Genomic DNA, 15,546 nt, shown 5'->3' on the forward strand with positions numbered 1-15,546 from the left:
CCGTATCGGGTGAACGGGCGCCCGCCGGGCGACGTGGCTCACCGGCGCACAATCGGCCCCAGGCGGTCGGGCCGCCGGGACGGGAGACGCATGGACAGCGACGACGTCGCGCCGGGGGAGTACCCCTTCGACACCAGCGGCATCGAGGGCGGGGCCGACGGCATCCGGCGCTACACGGATCTGCCGGTGAACCTGGTCCGCATCCTCCTCGCCCAGGCGGCCACCCGCGGCGACCGGACTGCCGTGGTCGAGCTCGGCGGCTCGTCGTTGACGTACTCGGATCTCTGGCAGCGCGCGATGCGGGTCGCCGGTGGACTCCGGGACGCCGGCGTCGTGCCTGGCGACCGGGTCGCCGTCCAGCTCGGGAACGGCCTGGACTGGGCGCTCGCCTTCTGGGGCGCCCAGCTCGCCGGCGCGGTCGTCGTCCCGATGAACACCCGGCTGACCGAGGCCGAAGCCGAGTTCATCGTCGCCGACTGCGGCGCCACCTACGTCATCCGCGCACACCGACCGCTGCCCGACGGGGAGCCGGGCGAGGTGCCCGACCCGGCGCCTACGGACGTCGCCGCACTCTTCTACACCAGCGGGACGACGGGGCGCCCCAAGGGCGCGATGACCACGCACGAGAACTTCCTGACCACCATCGAGACGGTCATCCGATGCCGCGGGCTCAGCCGGGAGCCGGGGGTATCCCACGCGACGCTCATCTCGGTGCCGCTTTTCCACGTCACCGGCTGCAACTCCCAGTTCCTCACCCAGATCGCGCTGGGCGGCACCTCGGTGCTGATGCCGCGCTTCGACGCCGCCTCCTTCCTCGCCGCCATCCCCGAGCACGGCATCACGCTCGTCACCAGCGTCCCGACCATCTACGAACTGGTGCTGCGCCACCCCGACGTGGCGAAGACCGACGTCTCCACCGTCCGCACCCTCAGCTACGGCGGCGCACCGATCGCCCCCGAGCTGGTGCACCGGCTGCACGAGGCGTTCCCCGGCGCCCGGCTCGGCAACGGCTTCGGGCTCAGCGAGACGAGCGGACTGGCCACCTTCCTGCCACAGGAGTACGCCCTCGAGCACGCCGACGCGGTCGGGTTCCCAGCGCCCGTCAACGACGTCCGCATCGACCGGCCCGACCCGGTCACGGGTGTCGGTGAGCTGCTGATCCGCGGGCCGAACGTCGTCGCCGGGTACTGGCGCGACCCGGTGCGGACGGCGGAGACGTTCGTCGACGGCTGGCTGCACACCGGTGACCTGGCGCGGATCGACGACGGGATCGTGCGGATCGTCGACCGCGCCAAGGACATGATCAACCGTGGCGGCGAGAACGTGTACAGCGTCGAGGTGGAGAACGCCCTGGCCGCGCATCCGGACGTGCTCGAGGTCGCGGTCGTCGGCGTCCCCGACCCCGTGATGGGGGAGAAGGTCGGCGTCGTCGTCCTGCCCAGGCCGGGCGTCGCCGCCGACGACCTCGTCCCCTCCCTCTGCGCCTTCGCCCGCGAGCGGCTCGCCGACTTCAAGCGGCCGCAGTTCGTGCGGGTCATCGAAGGTCCGCTCCCGCGCAACGCCGGAGGCAAGGTGCTCAAGAAACAGCTGCGCGAGGCGGAGGGCTGGGTCGCCGTCCCTCGCTAACCGCGGGACCAGACCCGGGACGGCGCCTCCACGAGCGGCACGACGCTCCCGTCCGCGGCCAGGTGCAGGCTCCACGAGCCGTCGATCTGACCGTCGTCCAGCGCCGAGCGCAGGGCCTCGGCCCACTCGTCGTCGTCCTCGGTGATCTGGGGGCCGCCGGGCCGGCACAGCGCCAGGGCGAGGTGCCCGTCGCCGCCCAGCTGCTCGTCGACGATCGAGTCGTGCACCTGGCGCAGACCCATGAGCATGCCCGGCTCGGGTAGGAGCGGCAGGTCGTCGACCGGCACGACGACCGGCAGCATCCGGCCGTCGGAGCCGAACCAGGACAGCCAGAGGCTGCGGGCGCCGAACACCGGCGGGTTCAGCAACTTCGTCCATCGGATGGTCAGCTCGTCGGCGGAGCGGATGGGGACATCGGCGAGCGGAGGTGTCGTCGTCATGCCGCCCACCGTGGCAGCGAGCGACGACGGGAAGGGGAGTTGTCCACAGCCGCCCGTCAGCGGTGCGGGATGCCCCCGGGACCGTGGTCGGCCGGACCTTCTCGCCCTCGAACACCGGGCGGCTCAGCCGGTGGCGGCGTCCCGGTCCAGAGCCCGCACGGCGAGCTCGGCGTGCAGCAGCACCCCGTCGGACAGGACGTCGTCGCTGAACTGCGCCCGCGGACTGTGGTTGTTGGGCAGGTCCGCGTAGTCGTCGCCAACCGCGGCGCCCAGGAACAGGTAGCACCCAGGCACCGCGTCCAGCACCCGGGAGAAGTCCTCGGAGCCCGACTGCGGGTACACCTTCGGCGCGTAGCGCTGCTCGCCGAACACCTCGGCCGCCACCTCGGCGGCGAAGGCCGCGTGCTCGGGGGCGTTGACCGTCACCGGGTACTCCTCCAGGTACAGCACCTCGGCGGTCAGGCCGTAGCCCGCGGCGACCGACTCGCACAGCCGCACCGACGCCTCGCGCATCCGATCGCGGGCCTCGGCGGAGAAGGTGCGCACGGTGGCCTGGAAGTACGCCTCGTCCGGGATGATGTTGCGCTTGGTCCCGGCCTGGAACAGGCCCACGGTCAGGATCACCGGGTCGAAGACGTCGAAGGTGCGGGTCACCAGCGTCTGCAGGTCACCGACCAGCTGCGCGGCCACCGAGACCGGGTCCTTCGCCAGGTGAGGCGCCGAGCCGTGGCCGCCGGCCCCGCGCACGGTCACCCGGAGCTCGTCGCTGGCCGCCATCAGCGTGCCCGGCCGGGTGGTGAACTGGCCACGCGGGTTCATCGCCGACATCACGTGCATGCCGTAGGCCGACGACACCCGCGACCCGGCCGCGTCCAGTACGCCCTCGGCGAGCATGTAACTGGCGCCGTCCCAGCCCTCCTCGCCGGGCTGGAACATGAACACCACGTCCCCGGCCAGCCGTTCGCGGTGCGCGTGCAGCAGTCGTGCCGCCCCCACCAGCATCGCGGTGTGCAGGTCGTGCCCGCACGCGTGCATCACGCCGTCGATCTCGCTGCTGAAGTCCAGCCCGGTCTCCTCGTGCACCGGCAGCGCGTCCATGTCGCCGCGCAGCAGCACCGCCGGACCCGGCCGCCCACCGCGCAGTACCGCGGTCACCGACGTCGTCGACGTGCCGGTCGACACCTCCAGGCCCAGCCCGTCCAGTGCCGCGAGCACCGTCTCCTGCGTCCGGGGCAGCTGCAGCCCCACCTCGGGGCGGCGGTGCAGCAGATGGCGCAGCTCCGCCAGCTCGCCCTGCATGGCGCGGGCGTCCTCGCGCAGTGCCTCTGACCGGCTCACGTGCACTCCTCACAGCTCGGGATGACCGCGACGTTAGGAGTTCGCCACGTTTCCCGGGATTATTTGCAGTCATCCGTCATGGGAGGGTGCGGATATGTCGGGATCGGTTGCGCTGGACGAGGACGACCTGGCCCTGGTGGAGGCCCTGCAGCGTGATCCCCGGGCCCCGTGGACGTCGGTAGCCGAGGTGGTCGGCACCAACGCCGTCACCGCGTCGCGACGCTGGGAGCGGTTGCGCGCCTCCGGCGCCGCCTGGGTCACCGGCGCTCCCGGGCCGGGGTCGCATCACGCGCAGGTGCTGGCCTACGTCGACGTCACCTGCCTGCCCAGCGAGAAGACCCGTGTCGCGCAGGAGCTCGCCGGCGACGCGCACGCGCTGTCGGTCGACATCACCGCCGGCGGTCGGGACCTGCTGCTCACCGTGGCCGCCGTCGACCTGTCGACTCTGGGGCACTACCTGCTCGAGCGGCTGGACCGGGTGCCCGGCGTGACGGCGACCCGCGCCCGGATCGCCACCCGGCTCTACGCCGAGGGCAGCACGTGGCGGCTGGGCGTGCTGCCCCCGGGCGGTGTCGTGGGCAGGACGATGCCGGCGATCCGGCCGGCCGTGCTGGATGAGGTGGACCGGGAGCTGATGTCGGCGCTGGGCGTGGACGGCCGGGCCTCGTTCGCCGCGCTCGCCTCGGCGACCGGGATCAGCCAGCCGACCGCCCGGCGCCGGGTCGACCGCCTGATCGGCTCCGGTGCGGTCCTGCTGCGCACCGACGTGGCCGCGCCGCTGGCCGGGCTGCCGGTGATGGTGGTGCTGTCGGCCGACGCGCCGGCCGGCCGGCTGGACGACGTCGCCGGGCGGCTGGGGCGGCTGCGGCAGGTGCGCCTGTCGGCCACCCTCGCCGGCACGCCCAGCCTGCTCGTGACCGCCTGGCTCTCCTCGCTGGAGGAGGTGCACCGCTTCGAGCAGGACCTGGTTCACCAGGTCCCCGAGGCGAACGTGGTCGACCGGCTGGTCGTGCTGCGGACGGTGAAGCGGATGGGCCATCTGCTCGACCTGGAGGGACGGGCCACCGGCGTCGTCAGGATGGACGTCTGGCGCGAATCGGCGCCGCCCGCCGCCTGAGCGGCGAGGACCGCTCGTGCCGAGTGGCGACCGGAGGGAGCGCACGATGAGTGTGATACCCATCACTCAACGTCAGGACGCACCGACGTTATCCGGACGTCACCCAACGAGCGCCACGATGGCCTAGTTTTCAGCCACGGATCGGTCGAGGAGGCGCTGTTTGTGAGCAGTCCCGTTCTCTCCGTCCGGGGTCTGACGACGGAATTCGTCACCCCGGCCGGTGTCGTCAAGGCCGTCAACGACGTCAGCTGGGACCTGTACCCCGGCGAGACGCTCGGCGTGGTCGGCGAGTCAGGTTCGGGCAAGAGCGTCACCGCGATGTCGATCCTCGGGCTGATCCAGAGCCCGCCGGGACGGATCGTGGGCGGCGAGATCCTCCTCGACGGCCGCGACCTGCTGACCATGTCGGCGAAGGAGCTGCGGCAGCTGCGGGGTAGCGAGATCGGGATGATCTTCCAGGACCCGATGACCAGCCTGAACCCGGTGCTGACGGTCGGGCAGCAGATCACCGAGGCGCTGCGGCTGCACGACCGCACGATGGGCCGGGAAGCGGCGCGGGACCGGGCGGTCGAGCTGCTCACGATGGTCGGCGTCCCCAACCCCGAGGGCCGGTACGACCAGTACCCGCACGAACACTCCGGCGGCATGCGCCAGCGCGCGATGATCGCGATGGCCATCGCCAACGACCCCAAGGTGCTCATCGCCGACGAGCCGACGACCGCGCTGGACGTGACTATCCAGGCCCAGGTCCTCGATGTGCTGCGGACGGCGCAGGAGCGGACGAACGCGGCGACCATCCTGATCACCCACGACCTCGGCCTGATCGCCGAGCACGCCGACCGGGTGATCGTCATGTACGGCGGGAAGGTCGTCGAGGTCGCCGACGTCCACGTGCTCTTCGCCGCGCCGCGGCATCCCTACACGCTCGGCCTGATGAGCAGCCTGCCCCGACTCGACGTCGAGCTCCAGCGGCTCGACCCCATCCCCGGCTCGCCGCCCAGCCTGATCGACCTGCCGACGGGGTGCTCGTTCCATCCGCGGTGCAGGGTGTCCAGAGGCCGGGAGATCTGCCGCACCGAGGTGCCGCCGCTGTACGAGGCCGGCGTTGGCGGGCAGCGCGCCGCCTGTCACTTCTCCGAGGAGGTCCCCGCCGAGATGGCCGTCGTGTCCCGCGAGATGGGCGCCGACCTGGGGAACACCGGCGCATGAGCTCCCCCGAGAAGCCCACGCCCGCCGCGCCGCCGCGCGCTCTGGACGACCGGGTCGAGCACGGCGAGGAGATCCTGCGGGTCGAGGACCTCAAGACCCACTTCCCGATCCGCGGCGGGGTGACCCGGCGACAGGTCGGGACCGTCTACGCGGTGGACGGCGTGACCTTCACGCTGGCGGCCGGGGAGACCCTGGGTCTGGTGGGGGAGTCCGGCTGCGGGAAGACGACGACCGGCCGCACCCTGGTCAAGCTGCTGGAGCCCACCGACGGCCGGGTGCTGTTCAAGGGCAACGACATCACCGGCTTCAACCGGAAGCAGATGAAGGCGGTCCGCCGGGAGATGCAGTTCGTCTTCCAGGACCCTTACACCTCCCTGAACCCGCGGATGACCGTGCGCGCGATCGTCAGCGAGGCGCTGCAGATCCACGGCCTGGCCTCCGGCAGCGAGTTGCGCGCCCGGGTCGACGACCTGCTCGAGTCCGTCGGGCTCAGCGTCGAGCAGGCCGACCGCTATCCGCACGAGTTCTCCGGTGGGCAGCGCCAGCGGATCGGCATCGCCCGGGCGCTGGCGCTGGACCCGCAGGTGCTGGTGCTCGACGAGCCGGTGTCCGCGCTGGACGTGTCGATCCAGGCGCAGGTGGTCAACCTGCTGCAGGAACTGCAGGCGCGGCTGGGCCTGGCGTTCGTGTTCATCGCCCACGACCTGTCGGTCGTGCGGCACATCTCCGCCCGGGTCGCGGTCATGTACCTGGGCAAGATCGTGGAGATCGGCGACCGGGCGGACATCTACCAGCGCCCCACGCACCCGTACACGCAGGCGCTGCTGTCGGCCGTGCCGATCCCCGACCCCAGCAAGCGGGGCACCCGGGAACGGATCATCCTCACCGGCGACGTGCCCAGCCCGGCCAACCCGCCCTCGGGGTGCAACTTCCGCACCCGCTGCCCCAAGGCCCAGCCGATCTGCGCCGAGGAGGAGCCGGCGCTCGTCGACCGGTTCGGCCACGGTCACCCCAGCGCCTGCCACTTCGCCGAGGTCCGGCCGGTGATCGCATGACCACCCCGCCGACCGTCCCCGATTCCCGTCGTCGTCGCCGACGACGCCGTCCCGCCCGTCCGGATCCGTCCAGCGTGTCACCTCAGCAGATCGGGAGCCCATGAACACGACCACCGCACGACGCCGCACCTCTCCGGTCCGGTTGCTCGCCGCCGCCGCGGCGCTCGGCCTGCTGCTGAGCGCCTGCTCGGTGGAGGACCCCGAGGCGCCGGCGGCCGAGGGCGAGGGCGGGGGGACCTTCTCCATCGCCGTCGGCATCGACCCGGACACCTTCGACCCGGCCGGCCAGACCACGACGACCGTGCAGAACATGGTCGACTACGTCGTCGAGACGCTGGTCGTGTTCGACGAGAACAACGAGCTCGTCGGCAATCTCGCGGAGAGCTTCGAGACGTCCGAGGACGGGCTGACGGTCACCCTCGGGCTCCGGGAGGGCGTGGTCTTCCACGACGGGACGCCGTTCGACGCCGAAGCCGTCAAGTTCAACCTGGAGCGGATCATCGACCCGGCGCTCACGGTCCCGCTGGGCTCGCCCTTCGAAGTCATCGAGTCCGTGACCGCCGTCGACGAGTCCACCGTCGAGGTCACGCTCAGTCGGCCGTCACCGGGATTCGTCAGCGCGCTGTCGGTGACGACGGCGGGCATGATCGCCCCGGAGTCGGTCACCGCCGACGGCAACACCAACGACAACTACCAGCGGCCGGTCGGCACCGGGCCTTACACCTTCGGGGAGTACACCGCCGGCGAGAGCCTCACGGTGGAGAAGTTCGCCGACTACTGGGGTGAGGAGCCCTACTACGACACCGTGGTCTTCCGGATCGTGCCGGAGGCGGCCACCCGGGAGAGCCTGCTGCTCTCCGACCAGGTCGACATGATCATCCTCCCGCCGGTGTCGGACATCGAGGCGTTGCAGAACAACGACGACGTCGAGGTGCTGCTGGCCGAGAGCGACCGGACCATCTTCATCGCGATGGACACCACCGACCCGGTGCTGTCCAACCCCCAGGTCCGCCAGGCGCTCAACTACGCGGTCGACAAGCAGGCCATCGTCGAGAACGTGCTCTTCGGTGCCGCCGAGGTGCTGAACGCCCCGATGGCGCCGAGCCTCTTCGGCTACTGCGAGACCGGCTCCTACGACTACGACCCCGAGCGTGCGCAGCAGATGCTCGCCGAGGCGGGTGCGGTGGGGGCCAGCATGGAGCTGCTCACCCCCAGCGGTCGTTACGTGCAGGACCAGCAGGCCGCCGAGGCCATCGCCGGCTACCTGCGGGAGGTCGGCCTGGACGTCAGCGTCACGACGAGCGACTTCCCGTCCTTCCTGGCCCGGGTGAATGCACCGGTGTCGGCGCAGACGCCCGACCTGCACCTGCTGGGCTGGGCGCCGCCGTACCTGGACGCGGACTTCCAGATGCAGATGTTCCGGCAGGCCACCCACCCGCCGGCGGGCCTGGCCACGTCGTTCTACACCAACCCCGAGGTCGAGGAACTGCTCGCCCAGGCCGACGTGGAGACCGACCAGGACACCCGTGAGCAGCTGTACTGCGACGCCTCGCAGATCATCTGGGACGACGCCCCCTGGATCTTCCTGTGGACGCAGTCCTTCCCGATCGTCTGGTCGAGCGACGTGACGGGCATCAGCGCCACGCCGACCGAGAAGTTCTCCGCCATCTACGCACGGCCGGCGGACTGACACCGACCACAGGGCCGCCCCTGCCTGCGGGCAGGGGCGGCTCCGGGCCCGCGGGTAAGGGAGGCCGCTCGTGACGGGCACCGCCGCGCACATCGTGCGCACGCTCCTGCTGTCGCTGATCACCCTCTTCGGGGTGTCGGTGCTGATCTTCCTGATGCTGCGGGTGCTCCCCGGTGACCCGGCGCGGGTCCTCGCCGGGCTGAACGCCAGCGAGGAACAGGTCAGCCGGCTGCGCGAGCAGCTGGGTCTGGACGAGTCGTTGCTCGCCCAGTACTGGCAGTTCATCACCGGGGTGCTGACCGGCGACCTGGGGGAGTCGGCGCGGACCTCGCGGCCGGTGACCGCGGAGATCGCGGTGCGGCTCCCGGCGACGCTGATCCTGGCGGTCGTCGCCACGGTCATCGGCTCGATCGTCGGGGTGACGGCGGGGGTCATCGCCGCGGTGCGTCGCAACTCGCTCCTGGACCACGCGATCTCCAGTGTGGCGATGATGGGCGTGTCCATGCCGGTCTACTGGCTGGGCCTGCTGCTCATCCTGCTGTTCGCCGTGACGCTGGGGTGGCTGCCCGCCGCGGGCAGCGGTGAGCCGCTGAGCATCGTGCTGCCGGCGGTCACGCTGGCGGCCTTCTCCACCGCTCTGATCTCCCGGATGACCCGCGCCAGCATGCTCGAGGTGATGGGGCAGGACTACATCCGGACCGCGGAGGCCAAGGGCGCCGCACCCCGGACGGTGATCATCAAGCACGGGCTGCGCAATGCGTTCATCCCGATCCTGACCGTCATCAGCCTGCAGTTCGGCGCGCTGCTCGGCGGTGCGGTGCTCACCGAGACCGTGTTCGGCTGGCCGGGCATCGGGCGGCTGCTCGTCGACTCGATCGCCGCCCGCGACTTCGCCGTCGTCCAGGGGATCGTGCTGGTCTACGCGACGGCGTTCATCCTGCTCAACGTGATCGTCGACGTGCTGTACGTCGTGGTCGACCCGCGGATCCGGTACTGACGTGGAGGCAACCCGATGAGAGCAGGCACCCGATGAGAGCGTGGCGGCGCTTCCGCCACCACCCTCCGGCCCTGATCGGCCTGGGGATCATCGTGACGTTCGTCGTCCTGGCGATCCTGGCACCGGTCATCTCGCCCTACGACCCGAACCAGCAGAACCTGGTCGAGGCGATCGAGGGCCCGTCGGCGGAGCACTGGCTGGGTACCGACCAGCTGGGCCGGGACATCGCCACCCGGCTGATGTACGGCGGCCGGATCTCGCTGATGATCGGTGTGCTGGCGGTCCTCATCGGCCTGGTCGTCGGCGTGCCGCTGGGCATGATCGCCGGCTACTACGGCGGCTGGGCCGACCTGGCCATCTCCCGGTTCGCGGACATGATGTTCGCCTTCACCAGCATCCTGCTGGCCCTCACCCTGGTCGCCGTCCTGGGGGTCAGCCTGCAGAACGTGATCATCGCGGTCGGGATCAGCGTGATCCCGGTGATCATCCGGCTGGTGCGCTCGTCGGTGCTGAGCCTGCGCGAGGAGCCCTACGTCGAGGCGGCGCGGGCGCTGGGCGCGAGCGACCTGCGGATCATCACCCGGCACGTCTTCCGCAACTCGCTGACCCCGGTGCTCGTGCACGGCACGCTGAGCATCGGGGTGAGCATCCTGCTCGCCGCGGGGCTCGGTTTCCTGGGGCTGGGCGTCCAGTCACCCACCGCCGAGTGGGGCACGATGCTGGGGGAGGGGCGGCAGTTCATCTTCAGCGCCCCGCACCTGACGACGTTCCCCGGGATCGCGATCTTCCTGGCCATCCTGGCCTTCAACCTGCTCGGTGACGGCCTGCGGGACGCGCTTGACCCGCGGATGCGGACCGTCGACCAGCCGGCCGGATGACCGGCGGCACGGGGACCACCGCACTGGTCAGCCTCGACGACATCCGCCGGGCCGCCGAGCGGATCGACGGCCGGGTCCACCGCACCCCGGTGCTGCGGTCGAGCAGCCTGGGCGAGGCGTGGGGTGTGCGGCTGGACCTCAAGGCGGAGGTGTTCCAGCGGACCGGCAGCTTCAAGGCCCGCGGCGCGCTCAACAAGGTCCTCTCCCTGCCCGCGGACGAGCGGGCCCTCGGTGTGATCACGCTGTCGGCCGGCAACGCCGGCGCCGCGGTCGCCTACGCAGCGGCCAGCGTCGGCGTGCCCGGGACGGTGGTCATGCCGACGACGGCGGTGCCGGCCAAGATCGCCGCCTGCCGGGCGTACGGCGCCGACGTCGTCCTCACCGACGAGGACCTGGTGGACACCTACCTTGCGACCGTCGCCGAGACCGGCCGCGTCCCGGTGCACCCCTTCGACGACCCGGCGGTGGTCGCCGGCACCGGCACCGTCGGGCTGGAGATCGCCGCGGACGTGCCCGACGCCGAGGTGGTCCTCGTCCCGGTCGGCGGGGGCGGGCTGATCTCCGGTGTCGCCTCGGCACTGGCGGCCCTGTCGCCGGGCACCCGGGTGATCGGGGTCGAGCCGGAGACCGCCGACGTGATGTCGCGCAGCCTGGCGGCCGGCGCCCCGGTACGGATGCCCGAGGCGCGCAGCGTGGCCGACGGGCTGGCCGCGCCGATGAGCTCGCAGCTGACCCTGGACCACGTGCGGGCGCACGTCGAGCGAGTCGTCCGGGTCAGCGACGAGGACGTGCTGCGGGCGCTGGCCCTCGCGCTGCCGCGGACCAAGCTCCTCCTGGAGCCGTCTGCCGCCGCGCCCCTGGCCGCCCTGATGACCGGCGTCCTGGATCTGCCCCCCGGCACCCGCGTCGTCTCCGTCGCCAGCGGCGGCAACGCAGACCTGACGCTGTTCGGGCGTCTCCCCACCCACGAGCGAGAGGTCCCATGACCACCACCAGCTTCCTGCTCCGCAACGTCACGGTCGTCGACGGCACCGGTTCGGCGCCGGTCCCCGGGCAGGCGGTGGTGGTGGAGGGCCGCCGGATCGCCTGGATCGGGCCGGAGGGCTCCGCGCCGAGCACCGCGCCGGAGAACGTGCTGGACGGCGGCGGCCGCACGGTGCTCCCGGGTCTGATCAACTGCCACGTGCACCTGACCGCCGACGGTGCGCCGGACCTGTTCGCCCAGGTTGCGGGGGACACGGTGTCGATGGCCACCCTGCGCGCCGCGCAGAGCGCGCTGGCCACCCTGCAGTCGGGCGTGACCACGGTGCGCGACTGCGGAGCGGCCGACGACATCGTGGTGGAGCTGGCCAAGGCGATCGACCGGGGGATGGTGCCCGGGCCGCGGGTGCAGGCCGCCGGCCGGGTGATCACCATGACCGGAGGTCACGGGCACTTCATCGGCCGCGAGGCGGACGGCCCCGACGAGGTGCGCAAGGCCACCCGTGCGGAGATCAAGGCCGGTGCTGCGGTGATCAAGGTGATGGCCACCGGCGGGGTGCTGACCCCCGGGGTCTCGCCCACCCAGACCGCGCTCCTGCCCGAGGAGCTGGCAGTCGTCGCGCAGGAGGCGCACAACTCCGGCCGGCGGGTGACCACGCACGCCATCGGGCGGGCCGGTATCCACAACGCCCTGCTGGCCGGCATCGACTCCATCGAGCACGGCTTCTACCTCGACGACGAGCTGCTGGAGCTGGCCGTCGACCAGGGCACCTTCCTCGTGCCGACCATGCTCGCCGTCGACGGGATCATCCTGAACGGCCGGGCTGCGGGCATCCCGTCCTGGGTCGTGGACAAGGCCGAGGCGGAGGCGGCGCAGCAGCGGAGGAGCTTCGCCGCCGCGGTGTCGTCAGGCATGCGGATCGCCGCGGGCACCGACGCCGGGACCCCGTTCAACCCGCACGACGACATCGCGGCCGAGCTCGGCCTGATGGTGCAGCACGGCCTGACCCCGATGCAGGCGATCGTCGCCGCCACCGGCAGCGCCGCCGAGAACCTGGGTCTGGCGCACGAGATCGGCACGCTGGAGGTGGGAAAGCTCGCCGACCTGGTGCTGGTGGACGGCGACCCGGTGGAGGACATCACCGCCACCGGCCGGGTGCTGCTGGTGGTCAAGGACGGCGTCGTCCACCGGGACGAGCTGGCCGGCACCGGACCGGCGGTGCCAAGAGCGGCCTGACCACCGGACTCCCCAGGCATTGGAACCTTTACCTGCGGTCTACGGCCCTTGGGTTCAAGGAGTCGATGCAACACCCCGCGGTGAAGTGGGGTGGTGTCGATGGGGCGTCCGCGGATGCCGAAGGAGATCGAGCGCAGGTTCTGGCGGCTGATCGCTGCGGGATCGGCGACGGAGCAGGCGGCGGAAGCGGTCGGCGTGTCGGCCGACACTGGGCAGCGGTGGTTCCGCGACGGTGGCGGCATGGCGCCGATGGCATTGACCGAGCCCAGCGACCGATTCCTGACCGTGGCCGAGCGGGAGACGATCGACCTGTGCTGGGCCGAGGGCTGGCCGCAGGCCGACATCGCCCGCGAGATCGGCCGGCATCCCTCGACGGTCTCCCGCGAGCTGCGCCGCAATCGACTCGAGGGCTATCCGCGGCGTCCGCCGCTGCCCGTCGGCCAGCGGCACCGCCCCGGGCCGGCGCCGGGGACTCAGGGCCCGGGACGGCGCCCACGGCTGCGCTATCGGGCCGCGCCGGCGCAAGCCAAGGCCGAGGCGCGGGGCCGCCGCCCGAAGCCGAGCAAGATCGCCGAGTTCCCCGAGCTGCAGGCCTACGTGCAGCGGCAGTTGAAGGAGGGCTGGAGCCCCGAGCAGATCACCGGCCGTCTGGTCGTGGATTTCCTCGACGATGAACGGATGCGCATCTCACATGAGGCGATCTACCAGGCCCTGTTCGTCCAGGGCCGCGGTGGGCTGTCAACGGCGCCCGAAAATTGACCCCCTGGCGTCGTGTGAATCTTGACCCCCTGGGGTTGGTTGGTCAGTCCGTCGGCCCGGTAGCCGGCGGGGTGGTGCGGGTGGCCGCGGCCGGGTCGCGGGCGAGGAGCTCGCGGCGGGCGCGGGTGCGGTAGGAGTCCCCGGCGAGGGTGATGACCTCGGCGTGGTGGACGAGGCGGTCGATCATCGCGGCGGCGGCGATGTCGTCGCCGAAGACCTCGCCCCAGCGGCCGAAGGGCATGTTCGAAGTGATCATCATCGAGCCCTGTTCGTAGCGGGTGGAGACCAGTTGGAAGAACAGGTTGGCCGCGGCGGAGTCGAACGGGATGTAGCCGACCTCGTCGATGATCAGCAGCCGGTAGCGGCGCAGTCGCTTGAGTTCGGCGGCCAGCCGGCCCTCGGTGTGGGCGTCACGCAGTCGGGTGATCCAGCCGATAGCGGTGTCGAAGAGCACCGCATGTCCGGCCTGGACTGCCTTGAGGCCCAGGCCCAGGGCGAGGTGGGTCTTGCCGACTCCGGGCGGGCCGAGCAGTACGACGTTGTCCGCTCGGCCGATGTAGGCGCAGCCGGCCAGGTGCGCGAGCACGTCGCGGCGCAGAGAGGGCTGGTGGTCGACGTTGAACTCCTCGAGCGTCTTGACCTGCGGGAAGTGAGCTCCGGCCAGACGGATCTGCGTGCCGTTGGCTTCTCGGTCGGCGACCTGGCGGGCCAGCACGGCGGCCAGGTACTCCTCGTGCGACCAGTGCTCCTCGCGGGCCTGGGTCGCCAGCTCGGCCCAAATCCGGCCGATGATCGGGGTCTTGAGCACTCGCGCCAGGTAGGCGATGTGGGAGACCAACTCACTGCTGCTGCGGCCGGCAACGTGGCCGGCGTCGGCGGGCAGATCCGCGCCGCGAGTGATCACCGGGCTCACCGCGCGCCCTCCGGCATCGAAGCCTGGACTGCGCCGGCGGGGTCGAAGTCCGAGCCGAACAGCGCGTCGTAGTCGGGCAGGGCGCGCAGCATCACCGGATGCCCGTCCTCGTGGTGACGGGCCCGCGACCGACGTGCCGCCTCGGCCGCTTGCAGCCGGTATTCGGCGCGCAGCTCGGCGGCGATGCGCACGTGCTCGGGATCGGTGATCACCGCCCGCTTGGCCCAGCACCGCTGATGCACGGCGACGTCGAGGCCGTCGTGCACGACCGCCACCTGGGTGGGGGAGGCCTCCACGTCGACGATCCGGCCGATCATTCGCGGGTCGACCGAATAGTCGTTGCCGTCGAGTCGGATGTAGTAGTCCCGGCCCAGCCGCACCCGGTGGCTCAGCCCGACCGCCGGGGCGACCCGCGGCAGCGGCGTCATCGCCGCCCGGTCGGCCTCCAGGGCCGAGACCGGGCGGGCGCCGGTGGCCCGCACCAGCCGGCGGTTGGCCGTCGGGAGCCAGTCGGTGAGCTGGTCGTTGAAGTCGTGCGGGCAGGAGAACTGTCGGCCGGGTAGGAACGAGGTCTCCAAGAACCCGTTGTTCCGTTCCACCATCCCCTTCGACTCGGGGTCGCGCGGGGGCAGCAGCCGGATCTGGGTGGCCAGCGAGCCAGCAAATGCCGCCGCCGGTGCGCTCACTCGGCCGGTGCCGCCGATCGCGGATTCCCGGTCCCAGACCAGCGTCTTGCTCACCGCTCCGACCGCGCTGATCAGCTGCCACATCCCGGCCAGTAGGTCCCCAGCCTGCCGGGAGGGCAGCATCACCGCGGAGATGAACCGTGAGTACGTCGCGGTCATCACCAACACCGGCAGCACCGCCGCCTGCCCGTGCCCGACCGGGATCTTCACCTCCGGGAACCACAGGTCGCACTGGGTCGCCTGCCCGGGCTCGTGGATCAGCCGATCGGCCGGATCGATGCCGGCGTACTCGGGACGGATCGCCCGGATGCGGTCCTTGAGGATCGTGATCGAGTGGGTCCAGCCGATCCGCTCGGCAATCACCGTCGCCGGCATCCGCGGGAACTCCTTGAGCATCGCCCGGATCTGCGGCTCCACCGCGTCCACCAGCGACCCCTTCGGCCGCCGCTCGTACTTCGGCGGGCGGTCAGCAGCCAACGCCGATCGCACGGTGTTACGGGCGACTCCCAGCCGCCGTGAGATCTCCTTGATCGGCACCTTCTCCGCCCGATGCAGTCGACGAATCTCGGCCCAGTCCTCCACAGTGATCACCCTTCAGGTGTCGGCGGGGGTCAACTTTC

General features: G+C 71.5%; 14 protein-coding genes. 10 read left to right on the forward strand and 4 right to left on the reverse strand.

Features of this window, described 5'->3' with window-relative positions:
• Window positions 1-90: 90 nt before the first annotated feature.
• A complete protein-coding gene (locus tag FHU33_RS07135) occupies window positions 91-1,626 on the forward strand; it encodes a class I adenylate-forming enzyme family protein (protein ID WP_142024714.1) in 1,536 nt (511 codons plus the stop codon).
• Here FHU33_RS07135 and FHU33_RS07140 read toward each other — a convergent pair.
• Both FHU33_RS07140 and FHU33_RS07145 read right to left on the reverse strand, forming a co-directional pair.
• Window positions 1,623-2,066, reverse strand: a complete 444-nt coding sequence (locus tag FHU33_RS07140) for a hypothetical protein (RefSeq protein ID WP_142024715.1) — start codon at window positions 2,064-2,066, stop codon at window positions 1,623-1,625. The genes FHU33_RS07135 and FHU33_RS07140 overlap by 4 nt on opposite strands.
• Before the next feature lie 123 nt (window positions 2,067-2,189).
• On the reverse strand, window positions 2,190-3,404 hold the full coding sequence (locus FHU33_RS07145) for a M20 metallopeptidase family protein (protein ID WP_246063379.1): 1,215 nt from the start codon (window positions 3,402-3,404) through the stop codon (window positions 2,190-2,192).
• A gap of 94 nt (window positions 3,405-3,498) precedes the next feature.
• Here FHU33_RS07145 and FHU33_RS07150 point away from each other — a divergent pair, with 94 nt between their 5' ends.
• The 9 genes from FHU33_RS07150 (at window position 3,499) to FHU33_RS07190 (ending at window position 13,327) form a co-directional block, all read left to right on the forward strand.
• The gene (locus tag FHU33_RS07150) at window positions 3,499-4,521 is read left to right on the forward strand and encodes an Lrp/AsnC family transcriptional regulator (protein WP_142024716.1); all 1,023 of its coding nucleotides are present in this window, start codon (window positions 3,499-3,501) and stop codon (window positions 4,519-4,521) included.
• Between the two features lie 162 nt (window positions 4,522-4,683).
• A complete protein-coding gene (locus FHU33_RS07155; protein ID WP_142024717.1) occupies window positions 4,684-5,730 on the forward strand; it encodes an ABC transporter ATP-binding protein in 1,047 nt (348 codons plus the stop codon).
• Window positions 5,727-6,785 carry an ABC transporter ATP-binding protein gene (locus tag FHU33_RS07160; RefSeq protein ID WP_142024718.1) on the forward strand — a complete coding sequence of 353 codons (1,059 nt, stop codon included), beginning with the start codon at window positions 5,727-5,729 and terminating at the stop codon, window positions 6,783-6,785. The genes FHU33_RS07155 and FHU33_RS07160 overlap by 4 nt, the downstream gene beginning before the upstream one ends.
• A 100-nt stretch (window positions 6,786-6,885) precedes the next feature.
• Window positions 6,886-8,475 carry an ABC transporter substrate-binding protein gene (locus FHU33_RS07165; RefSeq protein WP_142024719.1) on the forward strand — a complete coding sequence of 530 codons (1,590 nt, stop codon included), beginning with the start codon at window positions 6,886-6,888 and terminating at the stop codon, window positions 8,473-8,475.
• 70 nt (window positions 8,476-8,545) lie between these two features.
• Window positions 8,546-9,472 carry an ABC transporter permease gene (locus tag FHU33_RS07170; RefSeq protein WP_211355027.1) on the forward strand — a complete coding sequence of 309 codons (927 nt, stop codon included), beginning with the start codon at window positions 8,546-8,548 and terminating at the stop codon, window positions 9,470-9,472.
• Between the two features lie 32 nt (window positions 9,473-9,504).
• Window positions 9,505-10,350, forward strand: coding sequence for an ABC transporter permease (locus FHU33_RS07175; protein WP_142024720.1), 846 nt, complete (start codon window positions 9,505-9,507; stop codon window positions 10,348-10,350).
• Entirely contained in the window at window positions 10,347-11,336 is a 990-nt protein-coding gene (locus FHU33_RS07180; protein WP_211355028.1) for a pyridoxal-phosphate dependent enzyme, read from the forward strand. Before FHU33_RS07175 ends, FHU33_RS07180 begins: the two co-directional genes overlap by 4 nt.
• Entirely contained in the window at window positions 11,333-12,568 is a 1,236-nt protein-coding gene (locus FHU33_RS07185) for a metal-dependent hydrolase family protein (RefSeq protein ID WP_142024721.1), read from the forward strand. Before FHU33_RS07180 ends, FHU33_RS07185 begins: the two co-directional genes overlap by 4 nt.
• 99 nt (window positions 12,569-12,667) lie before the next feature.
• The gene (locus FHU33_RS07190; RefSeq protein WP_142024722.1) at window positions 12,668-13,327 is read left to right on the forward strand and encodes a helix-turn-helix domain-containing protein; all 660 of its coding nucleotides are present in this window, start codon (window positions 12,668-12,670) and stop codon (window positions 13,325-13,327) included.
• Window positions 13,328-13,370: 43 nt separating this feature from the next.
• Here the strand turns inward: FHU33_RS07190 and istB are convergent, their stop codons facing one another.
• A complete protein-coding gene (istB, locus tag FHU33_RS07195) occupies window positions 13,371-14,231 on the reverse strand; it encodes an IS21-like element helper ATPase IstB (protein ID WP_281281617.1) in 861 nt (286 codons plus the stop codon).
• Between the two features lie 5 nt (window positions 14,232-14,236).
• Window positions 14,237-15,517 (reverse strand): IS21 family transposase, encoded by a 1,281-nt coding sequence (gene istA, locus FHU33_RS07200; RefSeq protein ID WP_142024343.1) that lies wholly within the window; start codon window positions 15,515-15,517, stop codon window positions 14,237-14,239.
• Between the last annotated feature and the right edge of the window lie 29 nt (window positions 15,518-15,546).

It is taken from the genome of Blastococcus colisei, from assembly GCF_006717095.1.
In the GTDB taxonomy this organism is placed as follows: Bacteria; Actinomycetota; Actinomycetes; order Mycobacteriales; family Geodermatophilaceae; genus Blastococcus_B; species Blastococcus_B colisei.